Below are 19,945 nucleotides of genomic sequence, written 5' to 3' on the forward strand. Positions count from 1 at the left end.
GGCGAGGTGGCTGGTGCCCGCAGGTTCGAGCCCCCGGCCCCGGACCGGACGCCCGCCGCCTTCACGCCGAACCGGACGGTGTGCGTCCGGTGACCGGGAGTCGCCGAACCCGTCGGGCCGCCGGGCCGTCTGTGGCAAGGTGATCCGTACCGATCAGGCCTGACGGGGGGAGGCGACGGCGGCCGTGGGCGACAGCAGGCAGGCCTTGCTCATCGCAGTACCGCAGTACGAACTGAGTGACCACTTCCCGGACTTGACCCATGCGGTGGTCAAGGACGTGGAACTGATGGACACCGCGCTGCGCTCGTCCGGATACAGCGTCGAGACGCTGGGGCTCGCCCCGGACCGTCCCGCGCTGCGCTCCCGGATCGTCAGCGCCATCAGCAGGGTCTGCTGCACGGCGCCGGAGGACGGCACCGTACTGATCCACTTCACCGGGCACGGGCTCTCGGTGGACGGATCCGACTACCTCGTCCCCTCCGAGGCCCAGCTCAACTGGTCGACGGACCCTCCTCACGTCGATGCCGGCAGCCTGATCAAACTCGACCTCACCACCCTGCTCAAGGGCTGCCGGGCGGGCACCGTCCTGCTCACCGTCGACGCCTGCCGGGACGCGTTCCCCGACGCGGAGGCGTCCTTCGGCGGCCCCGCGACCAACTTCCCCTCGTGGCGGGACCGGGTGGCCGTCCTGTTCGGCTGCGAGGCGGGCCAGACCTGCGGCTCGGACGACCACGAGGGCAGCCACTTCACCCGGGCGCTCGCGGAGGCCCTGGCCTCGGACAGTTCGCCGCGGACCGTGGGGGACGTGATCTCCCACACCACGCGCAGGACCGCCGAGTTCGCCCGGGCGGCACAGCACGAACAGCGGCCCCATCCGCAGTACGCGCCGAGCGGCCCGGGCGCGATCGCCGGGGCCGAGGTCTGTTCCGGACGGACCCTCCAGGAGGAGTGGTCGGTGGCCGTGGGCGACCCCGAGCTGTGGACGGCCGTCCAGTGCGGCGAGGACCGCAGACGCGCACTCCAGCAGGCACTGGTGCGCCTCACCGCCGAGTGCGCGAAGCTGCGGGCCACGGCCCTGGCCGAGGCCGCCGACCCCTGGGCCGACGACGGCTATCCGGTACGGGTCCTGACCGCGGGACTGCGCCCCCTGCTGGCCCCGTCGGTGACCCGGGGCGGCCCGGTGCTGGACCCCTGCGAACTGGCCGTGCTCATGGCGGCGCCCTTCGTCCGCGAGGCCGTGTTCGCCATGGGGATCAAGGAGGCGGCGCCCGCGGAGCCCTTCCGGCTGGAGCCGGCGACGGGCGAGCTCGGAGCCGGCCCGGCCCGGATCGACCTGGAGCACACCTACGCGGCGCACCCGCTGATCTGGCGCAAGGGACGCGAGCTGGCGGGCAGGGGCGCGGAGGAGGAGGCCACCGCCGTCGCCGCGTGGCTGATGCACCGCCACGTCCTGGGCCGCGAGGAGCTCTGGGACGTCTACGCCCCGGGCCTGCTGCGTCCGCTGGCCTTCGCGATGCTCGGCACCAGCGAGGAGTCGCCCCGGTTCGCGGAGTTCCTGGACGGTCTGACGCGGGTCTGCCGCCAGACCGCCGTGCCCCCGTCGCAGCCGTACGCGGGGGAGCGCGAACCCGTGGGCGAGCCGCAGCGGCCGTCGGAACTCGCGCCCCGCACCGGCCCCACCGAACGGTGGCGGCCCAGGGAACTGTCCTGGCTGATCGGCCTGGCGGGGCTGCTCGGCGGGGACCTGCGGGACATGCCGGGCGTCATGGTGGACAACATCGGCGTGACGGACGGCCTCGTGCCCGCCCAGGCCGTGACCGGGGTCCAGGAGCTGCGCTGGTCCAGGGACCGGCTCGGCAACTGCATCGACCTGGACCTGCCCTGCCCGCACCCGGCGGTGCACGCAGCCCTGGAGACACTGACGGGCTGGGCCGACGACGCCGTGCAGCACATCAAGCAGCACCTCGCACCGGGCGAACCCACGGGCCCGCTCGCCTACCTTCCCGAACGCGTCACCTGCCGCAAGCTCCGGCCGCAGTACAACGCCGCCGACCGGGGAGACGCCTACGGGCTGCCGCTGATGCGGTTCAGCCTCGCCGAGGACGAGATGCGCGAACTCCTCATGGGCTCCCAGCTCTACGGGGACCGGATGCTGGCCCTGCGCGAGCTCTACCAGAACGCCCTGGACGCCTGCCGCTACCGGCGGGCGCGGGTGCGGTACGGCGTGCTGAAGGCGGACATCCGGCAGCAGTGGGACGGCGGGATCGTCTTCCGCCAGGGCGTGGACGAGGACGGCCGCGCCTATGTGGAGTGCGAGGACAACGGCGTGGGCATGAGCCAGACCGTGCTGCGCAGCACCTTCTCGCGCGCCGGGCGCCGGTTCGAGCAGTCCAGGGAGTACCGCAGGGAACAGGCCCGCTGGCGGGCCGTGGACAAGGACCTCAAACTCTTCGCGAACAGCCGTTTCGGCATCGGGGTGTTCAGCTACTTCATGCTGGCCGACGAGATCAGCATCTGGACACGGGTCACGGACGAGTTCGGCCGCCCCGAGTCCGGCCGTGGTCTGCGGGTGGACATCGCGTCGAGCGGGAGCCTCTTCCGCATCAAGGAGAGCGACGCCTCCCAGCCGGGCGGCGGGACCAGGGTGCGGCTCTACCTCAACGACGACGCGATCGACGTGGCCGCCGAACTGGCCAAGTACGTGTGGCGGTGCGACTTCTCGATGCGGGTCGAGCGGGCCGGTGCGGTGGTCAGGGAGTGGGAGGAGGACATCCTCTACTACAACGGGGACCGTACGACCCCGGTCCGGGCGGGCCGCGACGCCTGGTGGGTACCGGGGCGGGGCTGCCTGCTGGTGGACGGGATCTGGACAGCGACACATGAGCAGGAACTGAGGCAGGGCGGTTCGTTCAACCCGCGCTTGAACCGGATCGGCGATGGGCTGTTCGGGTGCGTGGTCGACCTCAGGGAGACGCACTCCCCCGATCTGAACACCAGCAGAACGGCAATCCTCACGTACGACAAGGCATGGGTCGCGGAGCAGGTGCGTTCCATGGCGGAACGCATGGACATTCCCCCGTGGTTCACCATGGAGTGGCTCTGGAGCTTCGCGAACAGCCAACGCGGGAACGCGGAGCTGCTGGTCGCCAGGCTCATCGGGGCGGATGCGACCGTGGCCAGTGCGACGAGCTGGGACCGGGCCACCGGGATCGCGTTGCGTGAGATCGGATGCTTCCCGATGGACTTCGTGCTCCACCGGGGCGAGAAGCCGATCGAGATCCAGCACGAGACCTTCGGGGCGACGAGGGCCGGTCTGGTGGCGTGGCGCGTGGCCGCCCTGCGGGGGGCGCGTATCCCGGTGGAATCCCAGTGGGTAGCCGCGCCGGCTCCGGACTCGCTGGCCGGGTATCCGCAGCCCGTGCCGTGGGAGAGCGGGGCCGTTGTGATGCGGTACCGCGGCGGCGTCAGACTGGCGGAGGCGGTGGTGCCGCACTCGAGTGACCAGTCCCTGAGTTTCGCCGGACTGCTCGCCAGGCTCCGTAGATACGCCATCGCCGGGGTCCAGGTACCCGCCGTTCCTGATCTCGATGCCGCCCACGCGTTCGAACTCGACTCCGTTGACCGCGAGTTGTTGGTGAGGAGCGAGGGCTTCCTCTATTCGCTGATCACCATGTGGGCGGAGAAGGGGGAGCTGGAACAGGAGACGAAGCCTTCTGCGGTGCTGTCAGTGCTGTCGGTGCTGGACCGCTTCTCCGTCGGTGCGGGGCTTCCCTTGCGGGAGGCGTTGACGAGGGCCCGGCGATTCAGCGAGGTGGGATTCCCCCTGGCGCCGCTGTCGGCGGATCTCGGTGAGGTGCCCGCGGAGTCGGTCGCGACGGAGCGGGAGATGCGGGTGCTGCGGCGCCATCCGGCATTCGCTGGGGACGGGCGTCACCTCGGCGACGTCCGGCCGCCGTCGCAGGAGGAGTTCGAACAAGTCGTCCGGCGGTACGAGTGGCTCGGGCTGGCCACGGACGCGGTCATGGCGCAGACCGGGGGCGACACCGGGGAAGGTGTGGGGCACACCGAGGTGGAAGCCGCCTTCGGGCGCGCCTATTGGTCGGGGGAACACGGTCCGTCCGCCCGATTCTGGGCCATGGCCTCCGCCGTGACGTCGATGACGGTGGGAGAGGTACATGAGCGCTTCGCCCCGTGGTTCGCGTGGATGAACCGAACCCTTCCCGACCTGGACGGGCTGAAGGACCGGACCTTCACCAAACTGGAGGCCGCGTTGGTGGCGGACCCGGCCGTGCCTCACGAGAACTACCAGCCGTACACGGTCCGTCCGCAGGTGTCGCCGTACCTCGCGCCGCTCGCGGAGATAGCCGTCACGGCACGCGCGTGCCAGGCCGACACCGCTGACATGATCAAGGCGCTGACGAGCCTGGCGGAGTCCGGACTCGTGGACGCCCGGGCTCCGGAACTCGCTGGTCATTGGCTCGGGATTCCACAGGACGACATGGAGTTCCTCATGCCCTGGTCGTGGGCCCTTGCCCGGATGGAAGCGGTGGCGGGCCCGACCCGGCTGGACTCCGCCTATGCCCTGCTGGCCGCCTCCGCACGCGGCCTTCCGCTCGGTGTGGTGTACGCGAAGCTCGCCGAGCTCGCCCCGCTGTTGGGCGCCGAGGACGCGATGGGACCCCTGCCCGGGCACTTGTCCGGCCAACGTGTCGGCGCGGCCGATGCGGAGGCCAGCTGCGAGTGGACACCGGAGGGGGTCCGCTGGCTGACGGAGATCCGGGCGGGCAGGCTGGCCCAGCACGCGCTGAGCACGGAAGGCACCCTCGGCGACAGCGTCGAGAGGCTGAGCCGGTTCGCCCCGCTCGGCGGCCCGTGGCAGCCCCACGACGAAGCGGCCGACGCGGAGTGGGCGCGGTGGCGCCCCACCCAGCACGACATCGCGATGTTCGAGGACGACCTCGCCGGTGACCGGCCCGTCGGGCCGGTCGACCTCCTGCGGGTCGCCGCCCGCTTCGGCTGGCCGATGGACCGGGCCTGGGACCGCCTTGCGCTCTACCGTCCCTTCGGGGTCCAACTGCTCGTCGAGCGGCCGGAGTTCTCCGACATTCCCCTGTGGCAGGATCTGATCCTGCTCACCGAGGAGTACACCGGCCGCGCCCCGGCGCTCGGCGGCCGGGTGTCCGGCGAGCGGATCGCCGTCAGCGCGCGGGAGCTCGAATGGACCACGGCCCAGGTCGTGGAGCGACTGCGCCTGTACGCCGGAGTGTTCGGCCTGGACGTGCCGGAGACGTACCCCGACGTCCCGGCACCGACCCCGCCCGCGGTGCCGTACCGCGACGCCCACCAGGAGAGGAAGCCCGATGCCGCCCGCTCATGACCTGACACCTTTCCGCGAGCAACAGCTCACGCCCGCCGGGAACCCCGTCGTCGCGCGTTCCGCCGACGGCCGCTGGTACACGGTCACGGGCCCGTGCCCGAACTGCCATGCGGACGGTGTGTTCCGGGTGGCGTACGGCGTACTCGGCCCGTACAAGGGCCGAGGGCGCCTCGGACGCGGAAGGACCCCGGAACCGCACGCGGGGAACATCCTGGTCTACTGCCAGTGCGGGTACCCGCACCCCGACCGGCCCTCCGAGTCCCCCGACACGGGCTGCGGCGCCTTCTGGGACGTGCCGGTGCCATGACGGACCTGACCAGGAAGCGGTTCGCCCAGCTCGGCCAGCAGCTCCAGCTCGAGCAGCTCACCGCCGTACGGAAGCAGGCCGAGGGCTGGCGGAACGGCCTCACGGCGCTGACCGGGCTGGTCGGCGTCGTCTTCGTCCTCAAAGGACGCGAAAGCGTCGCGGGGATGCCCGCCGTATGGCGCTGGACCACGGCGGCGCTCCTCGTCCTGGCGTTCGCCCTGCTGCTGGCCGGGGCGCTCGCCGCGGTGCGTGCCGCGCACGGCCGGCTCGGGCAGGGCATGTGGCTGAGCGGAGACCGGCTGCTGTCCGCGGTGATGGACGAGGTCGAGCACACCCAGGACGTACTGACCGCGGCGCGGCGCTGTTCGGTCCTCGGGCTGTCGGCGGTCGTGGCGGCCATCGCGGTCTCCTGGGTCGTGCCGGTCGAAGCGGCCAAGGAAGAGACGCCGGCCGGGCCGAAGGTCCTGGTCTCCACGCCTGCCGGTGTCACGTGCGGGGAGCTGGTGCTGAGCAACGGCGACGCGGTGACTCTCAGAATGAGCGGCAAGAAGGCGCTGCGGCGCATACCGGCAGGTGACGTCCGGTCGCTCACACCGGCACCACGGTGCTGAGTGTGGTGTCGGTGCGCGCCGGGTCGCCGTGCGGGGTGAGACCATCCCGGGGTGACGGATACCCGGACGCATCACGAACCGCATGAGAACGGACTCGGCGCACGGCTGAACTGGCTGCGCGCCGCGGTCCTCGGCGCCAACGACGGTGTGGTCTCCACCGCGGGCCTGGTCGTCGGCGTGGCCGGGGCCACCGGCGACCGCGGCGCCCTCCTCACGGCGGGCCTGGCCGGACTCCTGGCCGGTTCCATGTCGATGGCCGCGGGCGAGTACGTCTCGGTCTCCACCCAGCGGGACTCCGAGCAGGCCGCCCTCGCGACCGAGAAACGCGAGCTGGCGGAGGCCCCGGAGGCGGAGCTCGACGAGCTGACCGGCCTCCTCGAGGGCAAGGGGCTGAGCCGCGAGGTCGCCCGCGAGGCCGCCGTCCAGCTCACCGAACGCGACGCGCTGCGCGCCCACGCGGCGGTCGAGCTGGGCATCGACCCGGACGAGCTGACCAACCCCTGGCACGCCGCGGGCGCCAGCTTCCTCGCCTTCACGGTCGGCGCCCTGCTGCCCCTGCTCGCCATCGTGCTCCCGCCGTCCACGCTGCGGCTCCCGGTCACCGTCGTCTCGGTGCTGGCGGCCCTGGCGTTCACCGGCTGGTGGAGCGCCCGCCTCGGGGAGGCCCGGATCGGCCCGGCGGTGCTGCGGAACATGGCGGGAGGCGCGGTGGCGATGGCGGTTACTTACGGGGCGGGGGAGTTGTTGGGGGCGGTGGGGGTGTGAGGGGCGGGGCTCAGCGGAGCCGTACGAGCCGTTCGGGCGGGAAGCGTTCGGTGCCAGTGACCGCGGTTTCGCTGCTGAAAGAGACGGTGAGGCCGTCGAGGTCGGCCAGGGGAGCCAAGTCGACCGGTTCGTCGCCCTGTCTGCCGTACAGGTTCATGGCCGTCAACGAGGGCAGTTCCCGGAGGGGGGCCAGGTTTTCGACGACCGGGCAGCGGAGGAGAGTAAGCGTCCGTAGTCCGGTGAGGCCGACGAGAACGCTCGGATCGAGGTCTGCCACTCCGTCGAGTCTGAGCTGGGTGAGGTGCTGGAAGAACGGATTCCGGCTCAACTGCTCGACCTGTCGCATGTCCTGAAGGCCGAGCTCTTCCAGCTCGGTGAACTGCTCGATGCCTTCCAGGCTCATGTATCCGACCTGGTGGCCGAGTGACATCCGCTTGATGTGCGGGCCCAGCGGCAGCTCGGCGAGGCTGCTGCCGGGGAAACGGTGGTGCAGGTGGAGTTCCTCGATACCAGTGAGCGGCTCCAGATGTTCCTTGGGCAGGTCGGGATGCAACTCGACCAGGGAGAGCCAGGTCAGCGGAAGGCCTGACAGCGGACTCAGGTCGCGGACCCCGGGGCACCGGCTGAGCCCCACGTGTGCGAGCGACGGCATCGAGGCCAGTGGGGAGATGTCGGTCAGCGTGGCGTTGGAGAAGACGAAGAGATCCTCCAACGCGCGGTGCGGGACCAGCGGGGACAGATCCGGACGGTCGCCCCGCAGATGGACGGACCGGGCTTCGGGCACATGTGGCAGAGCCGCCAGCTGACCGTCGTTCTTCACGTACAGGTAGGTCTCGTCCCAGGCCCGCGCCGTGAGCACCTCCCGGGCGTAGTCGTCGGGGTCGAACGAAATCCATGCGTGGGACACCTCATCGGCCACCCAGACCCGCTCGTCCTCCCGGTACCCCTTGATCACCTCGAACGCCGCCTCGCCGCCCACCAGCGCCGCCGTCCGCACCACGTACCCCGCCGCGTACTCGCCCTCCACCTCCTCCGGTCCCGGCAGCAGCCCCAGGACCAGTTCGCCCACCTCGGCCAGCGCCTCCGCCTCCTCCTGCGTACGCGGTGGCAGCAGCTCCGCCGTCCGCTCCTGGACCTCCGCGCGCACCGCCGGGTCCAGTTCCGGGGCGTGGTCCAGGGCGGCCGCCGCCAGGAGCACGAGACGGCTGCGGTGCTTCTTCGTCCGGGCGGCGCGCTTCAGTAACTGCCGCAGCAGCTTCGCCCGTTCGTCGGCGCGGGCGTGGCCCACCGCCATCTGGACCACGTCGTGCCACTGGTCGTCGTGCCCGTGCTGCACCAGCACCCCGAAGTCGCGGGCCTCCACCGCCGCCTTGGCGCCCAGGTAGTCCTGGAACGTGCGGTGCACGAACCCCACCGCGCCCGGCGCCGGTTCGCGCAGCAGGCCGCTCCGGATGAGCAGATGGGCGAAGACCTCCTCGGCGTCGCCCCGCACCTGGGTCATGGCCGTCAGCCACTCGGCCACCATCTCCTGGGCCTCGGCGCGGTCGGCCTCGGCCTGGCCGTTGCGGATCAGCCAGTACGCGAGGCGTTGCAGCAGCGCCGTCTGCTCCTCGCGGGTCAGGTCGACGCCCTCGACCCCGGCGATGTCCCGCTCGGTGTCCCGGCGGACCAGCAGCATGTCCAGGGCGGCGTCGTACAACTCCTTCCGGGCACGCGGGAGTTGCATCCGCCGGTCCCGGTTCAGCGCGCACAGCAGGGCGCACATCAGCGGGTTCGTCGCGAGCCGTGCCAGGTCGCGGCGCGTGCCCACCGCGCGCCGCAGCGAGGCCTCGTACACATCGAGCTGCTCGCGCTCCTCCGGGGAGGTGCACTCCGTGCGGGCCGCCGCGTGCCAGTGCTCGACGAACAGACGGATGTCCTCCCGGCTCATCGGCAGCAGCGCATGCGGCTCGAAACCGAGCCCCGTACCGGACAGCCAGCCCTCCGGCACCGCCGAAGGCCGCGTCGTCACCACGTACCGGGCCTCCGGGTACGCCGTGATCAGGTCCTTCAGCCACTTCTCGGTACGCCGCCGCTGCCGCATCGGCACCTCGTCCACCCCGTCGACCAGGACCAGCGCCCGGCCCTCGGCCAGCAGCCGGTCCGCCCACCCGGCGGGGGCCGCGCCGTGCAGCGGGACCCCGGTCGCGCGCAGGAACTCGTCCGGCACGGGCAGCGGGTCGTCCGAGGTGAAGGCGCGCAGCCGCAGGACGAAGGGCACGCAGCGGTTCCACTCCGCCAGGGCCGGGCCGAACGTACGGCGGGCGGCGTTCACCGCGAGCCACTGCACCAGGGTGCTCTTGCCCGAACCGGCCGGACCCCGCAGCAGCAGCCGGTCCGTCCCGGCGAGGGCCTGCTCCACGGAGACCGTCACCGCGACCGGGTGGTCCAGCCCGTCGTGATGCCGGACGGCACCCCCGCTCACCGTCAGGCTGATGTAGGCCGTCTCCAGCGGCCATTCGGCGGCCGTCCGCCCGAGCGTCAGCCCGAACAGGCCCATCCGGCCGTACGACGAGGCCATGAACTGCGCGTACCGCCGCTCGAAGTCCAGCGCGGCCGCGTCCGGGCGCGGGCCGACCCGGTCCCGTACGTCCGCCACCAGCTCCTGCGTCCGTGCCGCCGCGCGGGTCTGCTCCACCGCCGCACGGGCCAGGAAGGACGGCTCGGCGGTCAGCTGCTCCACCACATGCGCGCAGCACCGGACGAGCAGCTCCCCGTACAGCCCGGCCGCCCGCTCCGAAAGGCCCTCGGCGGGCGGCCCCAGCTCGGCGGCCAGTCGCTCCGGATCGAGGTCCACGGCGAACAGCCGCTCCGCCGTCGTCCCGCCCGCCGCCGCGAAGGCGTCCCGTACCGCGTCCACCGCCGCCAGCCGCTCGTGTTCCGGCAGATCGGCGTACGACGAGGCCAGCCGGTCGCCGAGGACCCGGGCGAGCCGGTCCGGCTTCGCCGGGCGGGGGAGCGGGCGCACCAGGTCGGGGACGAGCCCCGCGCCGGGCTTCTTCGTGAGCAGCGACCTGGTCACCGCGGAGGCGACCGTCGTCGCCAGCCGTAGCAGCGCAACTTCCGGACCGGACACGCGTGTTCCTTCCCCCACCGGACACCTCGACGCAGGGATCGTATGACGCCCGCGGAGCCCTACTTGGCAGAAGTATCCAAAGACTGCTGACAACGCGTCTCGCATACTTGTTGGTAACAACATCTAGTCCCGGGCCGACCTGCGGCTCTACGGTGCAGGCATGCCGCCGAACCTGCCCGATGTCGTGCTCTGGTCCATACCGGCCTTCGTCCTGCTCACCGTCCTGGAAATGGCCCTGCACCGCTTCCATCCGGACGAGGACACCGCCGGCTACGAGACGAAGGACACCGTCACCAGCATCAGCATGGGACTGGGCAGCCTGGTCTTCGACCTGCTGTGGAAAGTCCCCATCGTCGCGATCTACACCGCGGTCTATGAACTGACCCCGCTCCGCGTCCCCGTGCTGTGGTGGACGATCCTGCTGATGCTGCTCGCGCAGGACTTCTTCTACTACTGGTCGCACCGCGGGCACCACGTGATCCGTGTCCTCTGGGCCTGCCACGTGGTCCACCACTCCAGCCGGAAGTTCAACCTCTCCACCGCGCTGCGCCAGCCCTGGACCTCGCTGACCGTCTGGCCGTTCTACCTGCCGATGATCGCGTGCGGGGTCCATCCGGCGGCGCTCGCCTTCTGCTCCTCGGCCAATCTCGTCTACCAGTTCTGGGTGCACACCGAGCGCGTCGACAAGCTGCCCCGGCCCTTCGAGTACGTACTGAACACGCCGTCCCACCACCGGGTGCACCACGCCTCGCAGGGCGGCTACCTGGACCGGAACTTCGGCGGCATCCTGATCGTCTGGGACCGGCTCTTCGGCTCGTTCACCGCCGAGACCGAGCGGCCCGTGTTCGGCCTCACCAAGAACATCGACACCTTCAACCCGCTGCGGGTCGCCACCCACGAGTACGCCGCGATCGCCCGTGACGTGCGGGCGGCGGGCAGCTGGGGCGAGCGGGCCGGGCGGATCTTCCGCGGGCCCGGCTGGCAGCCCGCCGCGGCCGCCTCCCGTACCGCCGCCACCTCCGAGGAGACCGCCTGATGAGCACCGAGACCACTCCGGACCGGCGGGAGCGTCTCGTACGCCCGCTGCTCGTCGCCTTCCTGGTGGCCTCGGCCGTCGACCTCCTCGGGCTGCTCGCCGACGTCCCGGCCGCGCACCAGGCGGCCAAGCCGCTGCTGATGCCGCTGCTGGCCGGGTACGCCGCCGCCCGGCGCGGGCCCCGGCTGCTCGTCGCGGCGCTCCTGTTCGGCTGGGGCGGTGACACCTTCCTGCTGCTCGACTCCGACCTCGCCTTCCTCGTGGGGATGGGCTCCTTCGGCGTGGGCCACGTCTGCTACCTGTGGCTCTTCGGGAAGGTCCGTTCCTCGGTGCCGGTCGGGATCGGGTACGCCGTCGCCCTGGCCACCGTCGTCGTGCTGCTGTGGAGCGGGCTGCCGGAGGGGCTGCGCGTCCCGATGACCGGCTACAGCCTGCTGCTCGCGGCGATGGCCTACCGGGCGAGCACGCTCGGCAGGTACGCGGCCGTCGGCGGGGCGCTCTTCCTGCTCTCCGACACGCTGATCGCCACCGGCATCGCCGACTGGCCGCAGCTGCCCGCCCCCGACTTCTGGGTCATGGCCACCTACATCGCCGCGCAGTTCCTGCTGACCATGGGCGCGCTGGGCGCATCGGGGGCGAACGGGCGCACGGTGCCCGGACCGGTGGCGCCCGTCAGTCCGTGAGCCAGCCGGCGGTGTCGGCCCCGAGCGGGCCGGGCGGACGCGACCAGCCGGCGGGCCCGCCCTCGAAGGAGACCGGTGGCACCGCGTGCCGCAACAGACCCAGCGGGCCGCCGGTCTCCGTCAGCCACCGCTCCGGCTCGTACCCGGGACCGGTCCCCGCGCCCTCCGGGGCTCCCGGGGCGGGCAGTTCACCGAGCAGCCAGGCCGCCGTACGGGCCAGCGAGAACGTCACCAGCCGGGAGCCGCCCGTATCGTGCTGATCGGTCAGCGCCCGCAGCACGGCGGCGGCCAGCAGATAGCCGGTGCCGTGATCGAGCGCCTGGGCGGGCAGCACACCGGGCTTCGCACCGGCCCCGGCTTCCGCCCCGCCTTCCGCCCCGGCCTCCATCGCGGCGATGCCGGTCGCCACCTGGACCAGGCTGTCGAAGCCGCGCCGCCCGGCCCACGGGCCGGGCCCCCAGGCGGAGAGCCGCGCGACCACCAGCCCCGGCCTGCGCCGCGCCAGCGATTCGGGGTCCAGCCCGAACCGGTCGAGCGCGCCGGGACGGTAGCCGGACACGACCACGTCCGCCCCGGCCAGCAGCCGGTCGAAGGCCGCGGCCCCCGCGGGGTCGGCCAGGTCCAGCTCCACCGACCGCTTCCCGAATCCGGTGTCGGCGTGTGCGTCCGGGCTCTCCGGGAGCCGCGGCGAGTCGATCCGCAGCACGTCCGCGCCGAGCAGCGCGAGCGTACGGGTGGCGACCGGACCCGCGATCACCCGGCTGAGGTCGAGGACCCGCACCCCGGCGGCGGGCAGCAGCGGGTCACCGGAAAGTGCCGCGGACCGGCGCACCGGCGCGTCGTCGAGACGTTCCCGGCCCGCCAGCGGGGCGCCCGCGACCGCCGCGCCCTGCGGGTGGGCCGCCCACCGGCCAGGCGTACGGGCCGCCACGGCGAGACCGCCCGCCGCGTACACCGTCCGCTCGATCTCCTCGCCCCGGCGCCCCGCGAACGACGCGGCGACGGCCTCCACCGCGCGCTCGTCCGGGGTGTCCGGCGCCAGATCCAGCGTGCCGAGCAACCGGGCCCGGTGGTGCGGGTAGTTGGCGTGGGTGCGCACCCAGCCGTCGGCGCAGCGCCAGAAGCGGGACAGCGGGGCGAAGACGGACGGTGCGCGGCCGTCGATCCTGAGGTGGCGTTCGCTGACGAACGCCGTGGCCACCGCGGACTCGTCGATCCGGACCGGCGGCACCGGACGCCCGGTGCGGCGCGCGGCCAGCTCGGCGGCGGCCAGCGAACAGACGGCGACGGCGGACCGGGCCAGTTCCCGCACCGGCAGCCGGGAGGACAGCAGCCCCTCGGGGCCGTCCGTCACGACCCGGCCGAGCAGCGCGGGATCACCGCCGAGTGCCGCCCACGCCTGTTCCGTCCCGGACTTCCGTGTACTGGTCATCCGCTCACTATGGCACTGGGTGCCACCCCGTGGAAGGGTTCCGCGGGGGCGGCCGGAAACGGCGGCGGGAGGGACCGGGCGTGTGCTCCGGTCCCTCCCACCGCGTCAGGCCATGTCCGTTACCAGCGGACCGCGTTCAGCGCGTTCACCACGCCGGCGCCGTAGAAGCCGTTCTTGTTCTTGCCGCCCTCGCAGACGGCGTCGATCGTGCCGTCACCGTCGATGTCGTACGGGGCGCCGCACTCGGTGGCGTCCGCCTCCGCGAGCAGCAGCGCCTTCACCGCGGCGGGCGAGGCGTGCGGGTGCGTCGACTTGATGAGGGCCGCGACCCCCGAGACGTGCGGCGCGGCCATCGACGTACCGGCCTTGTAGCCGTACTGGCCGTTCGGCAGCGTGGAGAGGATCAGACCGCTCGTGGCGGGCGGGGCGGGCGTCTGGTAGACCGTCGAGTCACCGCCCGGGGCGGACACGTCGATGACGCCGTTGCCGTAGTTCGAGTACGAGGCCTTCAGGCCCTTGGCGCCGGTCGCGGAGACCGTCACGACGCCCGGCAGCTGCGCGGGGATGTCCAGGCACTGGGACGGGTCGATGGTCCGGGAGCCGGGCGTGGAGTCGTTCGGGCTGGTGGTGTCCTCGATCGCGTCGGAGGCCAGATCGAAGGCGCTGTTGCCGGCCGAGGCGATGTTGACCGTGCCCTTGCGCTCCGCGTACCGGGTGGCCCGCTCGACGGCCTCGACCAGTGCGCCCTGGTCGGCGTCGTTCTTGCAGTTGAACATCCACGGGTCGGTGTAATAGCTGTTGTTCGTGACGTCGATGTCGTGCTCGGCGGCCCACATGAAGCCGCAGACGATCGACTCGGTGTAGAAGAACCCGTCCGGGTTCGCCACCTTGATGGCGGCGATCCTGACGCCCGGGGCGACGCCCGTCACGCCGATGCCGTTCTTCGCCGCCCCGATGGTCCCCGCGACGTGCGTCCCGTGGTTGCTCTCGCCGGCCTTCGGCCGCCAGACGCCTTCCGAGGTGTCCGGTGCACCGGAGGCGCAGCTCGCCGACGCCGCACGGTTGAAGTTCGGCGCCAGGTCCGGATGGGTGTCGTCGACGCCCGTGTCGATGACCGCGACCGTGACCTTGTCGCTGCCCAGCGTCTTCTTGTGCGCCTGGTCCGCCTTGATCGCGGGCAGGTCCCACTGCAGGGGCTCCATCGGGTCCTGACCCGCCGTCGCCCCGGCCGCCGCGGCCTTCGCCTGCGCGGCGGTCAGCGGCTGCTCGGCCCCGGTGTCCGTGGTGGCCTGCGGAACGATCGGGTTGGTACGGGTGGCCCCGGCCGAATCGACGCCCTTGACCCGGCGGACCGTCTTCGCGAAGTCCGGGTTCTTCGAGTGGGCGACGATGACGCCGATCTTGTCGTAGGAGGCCACGACCGTGCCACCGGCCTCGGATATCGCCTTCGTCACCTGCTTGACGGTGCCCGGGCCGCTCCGCGTGTTGACCACGTAGGAGAGCTTCGGACCGTCCGTCGACACCGCCGCCGCGGACGGCGCGTCCACCGGAGCGGCGGAGGCGGCGTTCGCCGGCAGGAAGCCGAGCGAGGCCGTGAGGGCCAATCCGACGGGCAGCGTGAGTGCGCGCGTCCGTCTGGAACCCAGATGAGCCATGGGGTCTCCACATCATCCGTACCGGGCGACCGGACGCGGGCGCACCCGGTCGCGTACATGACCAGTGAAGTTATCGCTGATCATGCCCGCTCATCAATGAGTCTGCGGGACCGGATTCGTCCGGACGGGTGCCGGACACCGTGCGGGAGAAGTGTCCGGTCCGGTGAACCGCTCCGCCACTCCCTCCGTGCCGTTCGTCGGGGAAGGCGCGCCGGCACCCCGATCCGCCGCCGGACCCTCCCGTGAGATCCGCCGTCACCCGACACCACCCGCACCCGCGTCGCGAGGAGATTTCCGTGGCTACCGATGCACCGCCGCCCGAGACCAGTACGGAGGCCGGACCCGTCCGGCCCACGACCGAGGCGTTCGTCGCGACGCAGGAGAGCGAGGAGTTCGGCGAACTGCGCCGCTCGCACCGCTCGTTCGCCTTCCCGCTGACCATCGCGTTCGTCCTCTGGTACCTGCTCTACGTACTGCTGTCCAACTACGCGGGCGGCTTCATGGGCACCAAGGTGTACGGCAACGTCAACGTCGCCTTCGTGTTCGGCCTCGCCCAGTTCGTCACCACCTTCCTCATCGCCTGGCTCTACTCGCGGCACGCCGCGGCGAAGCTCGACCCCAAGGCCGAGGCGATCAAGTCCCGTATGGAGGCCGACGCATGAGCGCCGCGTACCCCTCGCACCCCGCCCTCCAGCTCGCCGCCTCCTCGACCACCGAGCACCGGCCGCTGATCATCACCCTCTTCGCGCTCTTCGTGGCCGCGACCCTGGCCATCACCGTCTGGGCCGGACGCCAGACCCGCAGCGCCGCCGACTTCTACGCGGGCGGCCGCCAGTTCACCGCCTTCCAGAACGGACTCGCGGTCTCCGGCGACTACATGTCCGCCGCCTCGTTCCTCGGCATCGCCGGGGCCATCGCCCTCTTCGGCTACGACGGCTTCCTCTACTCCATCGGCTTCCTCGTCGCCTGGCTGGTGGCCCTGCTCCTGGTCGCCGAACCACTGCGCAACTCGGGCCGCTACACGATGGGCGACGTCCTCGCCTACCGGATGCGCCAGCGCCCGGTCCGTACCGCCGCAGGCGTCTCCACCATCGTCGTCTCGATCTTCTACCTGCTGGCCCAGATGGCGGGCGCGGGCGTCCTGGTCGCCCTCCTCCTCGGCATCACCAGCGACGCCGGCAAGATCCTCATCGTCTCCCTGGTCGGCGTACTGATGATCGTGTACGTCACCATCGGCGGCATGAAGGGCACCACCTGGGTGCAGATGGTCAAGGCCGTCCTGCTGATCGCGGGCGCCCTGCTGATGACCTTCCTGGTGCTGCTGAAGTTCGACTTCAACATCTCCGACCTGCTCGGCACGGCCGCCGCGAAGAGCGGCCACGGAGCGGCGTTCCTGGAGCCCGGACTCAAGTACGGCGCCACCGGCACCTCCAAGCTGGACTTCCTCTCCCTGGGCATCGCGCTCGTCCTCGGCACCGCGGGCCTGCCGCACATCCTGATCCGCTTCTACACGGTGCCGACCGCCAAGGCCGCCCGTAAGTCGGTCAACTGGGCCATCGGCATCATCGGCGCCTTCTACCTGATGACGATCGCGCTGGGCTTCGGCGCCGCGGCCCTGATCGGCCCCGACGAGATCAAGGCCAAGAACCCGGCCGGGAACGCCGCCGCCCCGCAGCTCGCCGAATACCTCGGCGGGGTCGGCTCCACGGGTGGCGCCGTCCTGCTCGCCGTGATCTCCGCCGTCGCCTTCGCCACCATCCTCGCCGTCGTCGCGGGCCTCACCCTCGCCTCCTCGTCCTCCTTCGCGCACGACATCTACGCCAACGTCATCCGCAAGGGGAAGGCCACCGAGAAGGAGGAGATGCGCGCCGCCCGCTGGGCCACCGTCCTCATCGGCGCCGTCGCGATCCTCCTCGGCGCCTTCGCCCGCGACATGAACGTCGCCGGCCTGGTCGCCCTCGCCTTCGCCGTCGCCGCCTCCGCCAACCTGCCGACCATCCTCTACAGCCTCTTCTGGAAGCGGTTCACCACCCGGGGCGCCCTCTGGTCGATCTACGGCGGCCTGGCGAGCTCGGTGATCCTGGTGCTGTTCTCACCGGTCGTCTCCGGCAACCCGAAGACCTCGATGTTCAAGGGCGTCGACTTCGCCTGGTTCCCGCTGGAGAACCCCGGCCTGATCTCCATCCCGCTGGGCTTCCTGCTCGGCTGGCTCGGCTCCCTCCTCTCCAAGGAGGAGCCCGACCGGGGCAAGTACGCCGAACTGGAGGTCAAGTCCCTCACCGGCATCGGAGCCCACTGACCCCGGCGGCGGCCCGCGGGAACCCCGCGCCGCGGCCGTGTCGTAGGACCCTACGACACGGCCGCGCCCCGCTCGTGCCAAACGGACCCTGCCCACCGGACCGCTCTCGCGTAGGCTCGAAGGAGTGGGCCGGAGGAGCCGGCCGCAGCGGCGGGGCCGTTACCGGCACCCGCGACAGCAAACGGGGGAGGGGGACCACGTGCTCATCGACACGTACGACCGGGTGGCCACCGACCTGCGCGTCTCGCTGACCGACCGGTGCAACCTGCGCTGCACCTACTGCATGCCGGAGGAAGGGCTGCAGTGGCTGGCCAAGCCCGACCTGCTCAGCGACGACGAGATCGTCCGGCTGGTCCGTATCGCCGTCACCCGCCTCGGCATCACCGAAGTCCGCTTCACCGGCGGCGAGCCCCTGCTGCGCCCCGGGCTCGTCGGCGTCGTCGAACGGTGCGCCGACCTCGCCCCCCGCCCCAGGCTGTCGCTCACCACCAACGGCATCGGCCTGAAGCGCACGGCCACCGCCCTCCGGGCCGCGGGCCTGGACCGGATCAACGTCTCGCTGGACACCCTGCGCCCCGACGTCTTCAGGACCCTCACCCGCCGCGACCGCCACCACGACGTGCTGGCCGGGCTCGAAGCCGCCCGCGACGCCGGACTCACCCCCGTCAAGGTCAACACCGTCCTGATGCCCGGCCTCAACGACGACGAGGCCCCCGACCTGCTCGCCTGGGCCGTGGAGCAGGGCTACGAGCTCCGCTTCATCGAGCAGATGCCGCTCGACGCCCAGCACGGCTGGAAGCGCGACGGCATGATCACGGCGGGCGACATCCTCGCCTCGCTGCGCACCCGCTTCACCCTCACCGAGGAGGACGCCGGAGCACGCGGCTCCGCCCCGGCCGAACGCTGGATCGTCGACGGCGGCCCCCACCGGGTCGGCGTCATCGCCTCCGTCACCCGCCCCTTCTGCCGGGCCTGCGACCGGACCCGGCTCACCGCCGACGGCCAGGTGCGCACCTGCCTCTTCGCCCGCGAGGAGACCGACCTGCGAGGCGCCCTGCGCTCCGGCGCGCCGGACGAGGAGATCGCCCGGATCTGGACGCTCGCGATGTGGGGCAAGAAGGCCGGATCGGGCCTGGACGACCCCTCCTTCCTCCAGCCCGACCGGCCGATGTCGGCGATCGGCGGCTGAGGGACGGCCCTCAGGGCGTATCGCTCCGGGACTCCCACTCCGCCAACGCCACGACCTCCTTGAGGAAGCCCCGGACACCGAGGAACGACGAGAGGTGCTCCCGGTGCTCCTCGCAGGCCAGCCAGGTCTTGCGGCGGTCGGGAGTGTGCAGCTTCGGGTTGTTCCAGGCGAGGACCCAGACCGCGTCGGTCCGGCAGCCCTTGGCGGAACACATGGGTGCGGCGGCGGTCTCGGCCGCGTTCTCAGGGGAGTTCACGGACTCAACCCTAATATCGGACCCCGGACAGCCAGGAAAAAGGCGACGCCGGGCAGCCACGGGGGGAGCTGCCCGGCGTCAGTCCGTCGCTCCGACGGGGGATGCGGAGCGCGCTTCGAAGTATGTCACGCAGACCGGGGTGCGGTGCACCGTAACTTCATGATTGATCTGAGCTTTTCTTGAGCATCAGTTGGCATCCGCGCACCAGTGGTGATCAGACCGACGGCCCGTCGCCACGCACCCCGTCACCCTCCGCGCCGGACTCCGGGCCTCCGGACGCCGGCGTCGCGTCGAGCGCCGGACGCATCGGCGCCGGGATGAAGGTGGAGGGCAGCGAACGAGGAGTCTCCCGGCCCGCGTTGGCGATGACGACCGCCACGTAGGGCAGCAGCATCCCGAGTGCGAGCGCCACGATCGCGACGTACCGCTCGACGTTCCACAGGGTCGCGGCCAGGACCACCGACAGTGTCCGCACGGACATCGAGATCACATAGCGCCGCTGTCTGCCGCGGACGTCCTCCGCCAGACCCTGCCGGGCCCCGGTGATCCGGAAGACCTCGCCGCCGCTCCGCTTCCGCTCCATGTCTCCCTCACCCTTCCCCCGGCTTCCCCCGACCGGGCGGGGCACACCGCGCTCCGGCGCCGGGCGCTCCCGGACCGCAACCACGGTACGCCCGGCTCCCGGCTGCCACGAGACCGGGGCGGTCACGTTCGTACATTTCGGTACCCGGGTCCCACGCGCGGACGCTTCCGGCATGCGGTACGCCGTCCCCGGCCCGAGACTGGTCCCTACCGGCGCGGCCCCGCGCCGTACGAGGAGGCGGACATGGGCTGGCTGTGGGCAATCATCGTGGGCCTCGTGCTCGGTCTGATCGCCAAGGCGATCCTGCCCGGCAAGCAGAACATCCCGCTCTGGCTGACGGCCGTCTTCGGCATCATCGGCAGTGTGCTCGGCAACACCGTCGCCACCTGGATCGGTGTCAACGACACCAAGGGCATCGACTGGACCCGCCATCTCCTCCAGGTCATCGGAGCGGTGGTCGTCGTCGCCGTCGGCGACGCGGTGTGGGCCTCGCTCCGCGGCAACCGGCGCAGAGCCTGACCCCCCCGTACCCCCCGCACCCACCACCACGCACCGCGGCCGGACACGCGCGTCGTCCAGGTGCCCCGGCCGTCGGGCTCGACGACCACGTCCATCCGCAGGGGCACGAGCACGCCGG

General features: G+C 71.8%; 15 protein-coding genes. 10 read left to right on the forward strand and 5 right to left on the reverse strand.

Annotated elements, in window-relative coordinates; all coding sequences use genetic code 11:
- Positions 1-205 precede the first annotated feature (205 nt).
- From ACFCV8_RS07130 to ACFCV8_RS07145, 4 genes are read left to right on the forward strand one after another with little or no spacing between them, the layout of a single operon-like run.
- Positions 206-5,377, forward strand: coding sequence for a caspase family protein (locus ACFCV8_RS07130; protein ID WP_376684252.1), 5,172 nt, complete (start codon positions 206-208; stop codon positions 5,375-5,377).
- Positions 5,361-5,684 carry a hypothetical protein gene (locus ACFCV8_RS07135; RefSeq protein WP_376684253.1) on the forward strand — a complete coding sequence of 108 codons (324 nt, stop codon included), beginning with the start codon at positions 5,361-5,363 and terminating at the stop codon, positions 5,682-5,684. The genes ACFCV8_RS07130 and ACFCV8_RS07135 overlap by 17 nt, the downstream gene beginning before the upstream one ends.
- Positions 5,681-6,295, forward strand: coding sequence for a hypothetical protein (locus ACFCV8_RS07140; RefSeq protein WP_376684254.1), 615 nt, complete (start codon positions 5,681-5,683; stop codon positions 6,293-6,295). Before ACFCV8_RS07135 ends, ACFCV8_RS07140 begins: the two co-directional genes overlap by 4 nt.
- 51 nt (positions 6,296-6,346) lie before the next feature.
- Entirely contained in the window at positions 6,347-7,060 is a 714-nt protein-coding gene (locus ACFCV8_RS07145; RefSeq protein ID WP_376684255.1) for a VIT family protein, read from the forward strand.
- Between the two features lie 10 nt (positions 7,061-7,070).
- Here ACFCV8_RS07145 and ACFCV8_RS07150 read toward each other — a convergent pair whose 3' ends face one another.
- The gene (locus ACFCV8_RS07150) at positions 7,071-10,175 is read right to left on the reverse strand and encodes an NACHT domain-containing protein (protein ID WP_376684256.1); all 3,105 of its coding nucleotides are present in this window, start codon (positions 10,173-10,175) and stop codon (positions 7,071-7,073) included.
- 160 nt (positions 10,176-10,335) lie between these two features.
- Here ACFCV8_RS07150 and ACFCV8_RS07155 point away from each other — a divergent pair, with 160 nt between their 5' ends.
- Both ACFCV8_RS07155 and ACFCV8_RS07160 read left to right on the forward strand, forming a co-directional pair.
- Positions 10,336-11,211, forward strand: coding sequence for a sterol desaturase family protein (locus ACFCV8_RS07155; RefSeq protein ID WP_376684257.1), 876 nt, complete (start codon positions 10,336-10,338; stop codon positions 11,209-11,211).
- Positions 11,211-11,894, forward strand: coding sequence for a lysoplasmalogenase (locus ACFCV8_RS07160; RefSeq protein WP_376684258.1), 684 nt, complete (start codon positions 11,211-11,213; stop codon positions 11,892-11,894). The genes ACFCV8_RS07155 and ACFCV8_RS07160 overlap by 1 nt, the downstream gene beginning before the upstream one ends.
- Here ACFCV8_RS07160 and ACFCV8_RS07165 read toward each other — a convergent pair.
- Positions 11,884-13,326 (reverse strand): CoA transferase, encoded by a 1,443-nt coding sequence (locus ACFCV8_RS07165; RefSeq protein WP_376684259.1) that lies wholly within the window; start codon positions 13,324-13,326, stop codon positions 11,884-11,886. The genes ACFCV8_RS07160 and ACFCV8_RS07165 overlap by 11 nt on opposite strands.
- A gap of 119 nt (positions 13,327-13,445) precedes the next feature.
- A complete protein-coding gene (locus tag ACFCV8_RS07170; protein ID WP_376684260.1) occupies positions 13,446-14,981 on the reverse strand; it encodes a S8 family serine peptidase in 1,536 nt (511 codons plus the stop codon).
- Between the two features lie 296 nt (positions 14,982-15,277).
- Between ACFCV8_RS07170 and ACFCV8_RS07175 the strand changes: the two genes are divergently transcribed.
- The 3 genes from ACFCV8_RS07175 to moaA all read left to right on the forward strand — a co-directional run bounded on the left by ACFCV8_RS07175 (position 15,278) and on the right by moaA (position 18,469).
- Positions 15,278-15,643: a DUF485 domain-containing protein gene (locus ACFCV8_RS07175; RefSeq protein WP_376684261.1), complete on the forward strand. Its 366-nt coding sequence runs from the start codon at positions 15,278-15,280 to the stop codon at positions 15,641-15,643.
- Positions 15,640-17,280, forward strand: a complete 1,641-nt coding sequence (locus ACFCV8_RS07180) for a cation acetate symporter (protein ID WP_376684262.1) — start codon at positions 15,640-15,642, stop codon at positions 17,278-17,280. The genes ACFCV8_RS07175 and ACFCV8_RS07180 overlap by 4 nt, the downstream gene beginning before the upstream one ends.
- Before the next feature lie 199 nt (positions 17,281-17,479).
- The gene (gene moaA / locus ACFCV8_RS07185; protein WP_376684263.1) at positions 17,480-18,469 is read left to right on the forward strand and encodes a GTP 3',8-cyclase MoaA; all 990 of its coding nucleotides are present in this window, start codon (positions 17,480-17,482) and stop codon (positions 18,467-18,469) included.
- 10 nt (positions 18,470-18,479) lie between these two features.
- Here the strand turns inward: moaA and ACFCV8_RS07190 are convergent, their stop codons facing one another.
- A complete protein-coding gene (locus ACFCV8_RS07190; RefSeq protein ID WP_376684264.1) occupies positions 18,480-18,725 on the reverse strand; it encodes a hypothetical protein in 246 nt (81 codons plus the stop codon).
- A 214-nt stretch (positions 18,726-18,939) separates the two neighbouring features.
- A complete protein-coding gene (locus ACFCV8_RS07195; RefSeq protein WP_376684265.1) occupies positions 18,940-19,308 on the reverse strand; it encodes a DUF3099 domain-containing protein in 369 nt (122 codons plus the stop codon).
- Positions 19,309-19,551: 243 nt separating this feature from the next.
- Between ACFCV8_RS07195 and ACFCV8_RS07200 the strand changes: the two genes are divergently transcribed.
- Entirely contained in the window at positions 19,552-19,827 is a 276-nt protein-coding gene (locus ACFCV8_RS07200) for a GlsB/YeaQ/YmgE family stress response membrane protein (RefSeq protein ID WP_376684266.1), read from the forward strand.
- Positions 19,828-19,945: the final 118 nt, after the last annotated feature.

It is taken from the genome of Streptomyces sp. NPDC056347, assembly GCF_042262625.1.
GTDB lineage: Bacteria > Actinomycetota > Actinomycetes > Streptomycetales > Streptomycetaceae > Streptomyces.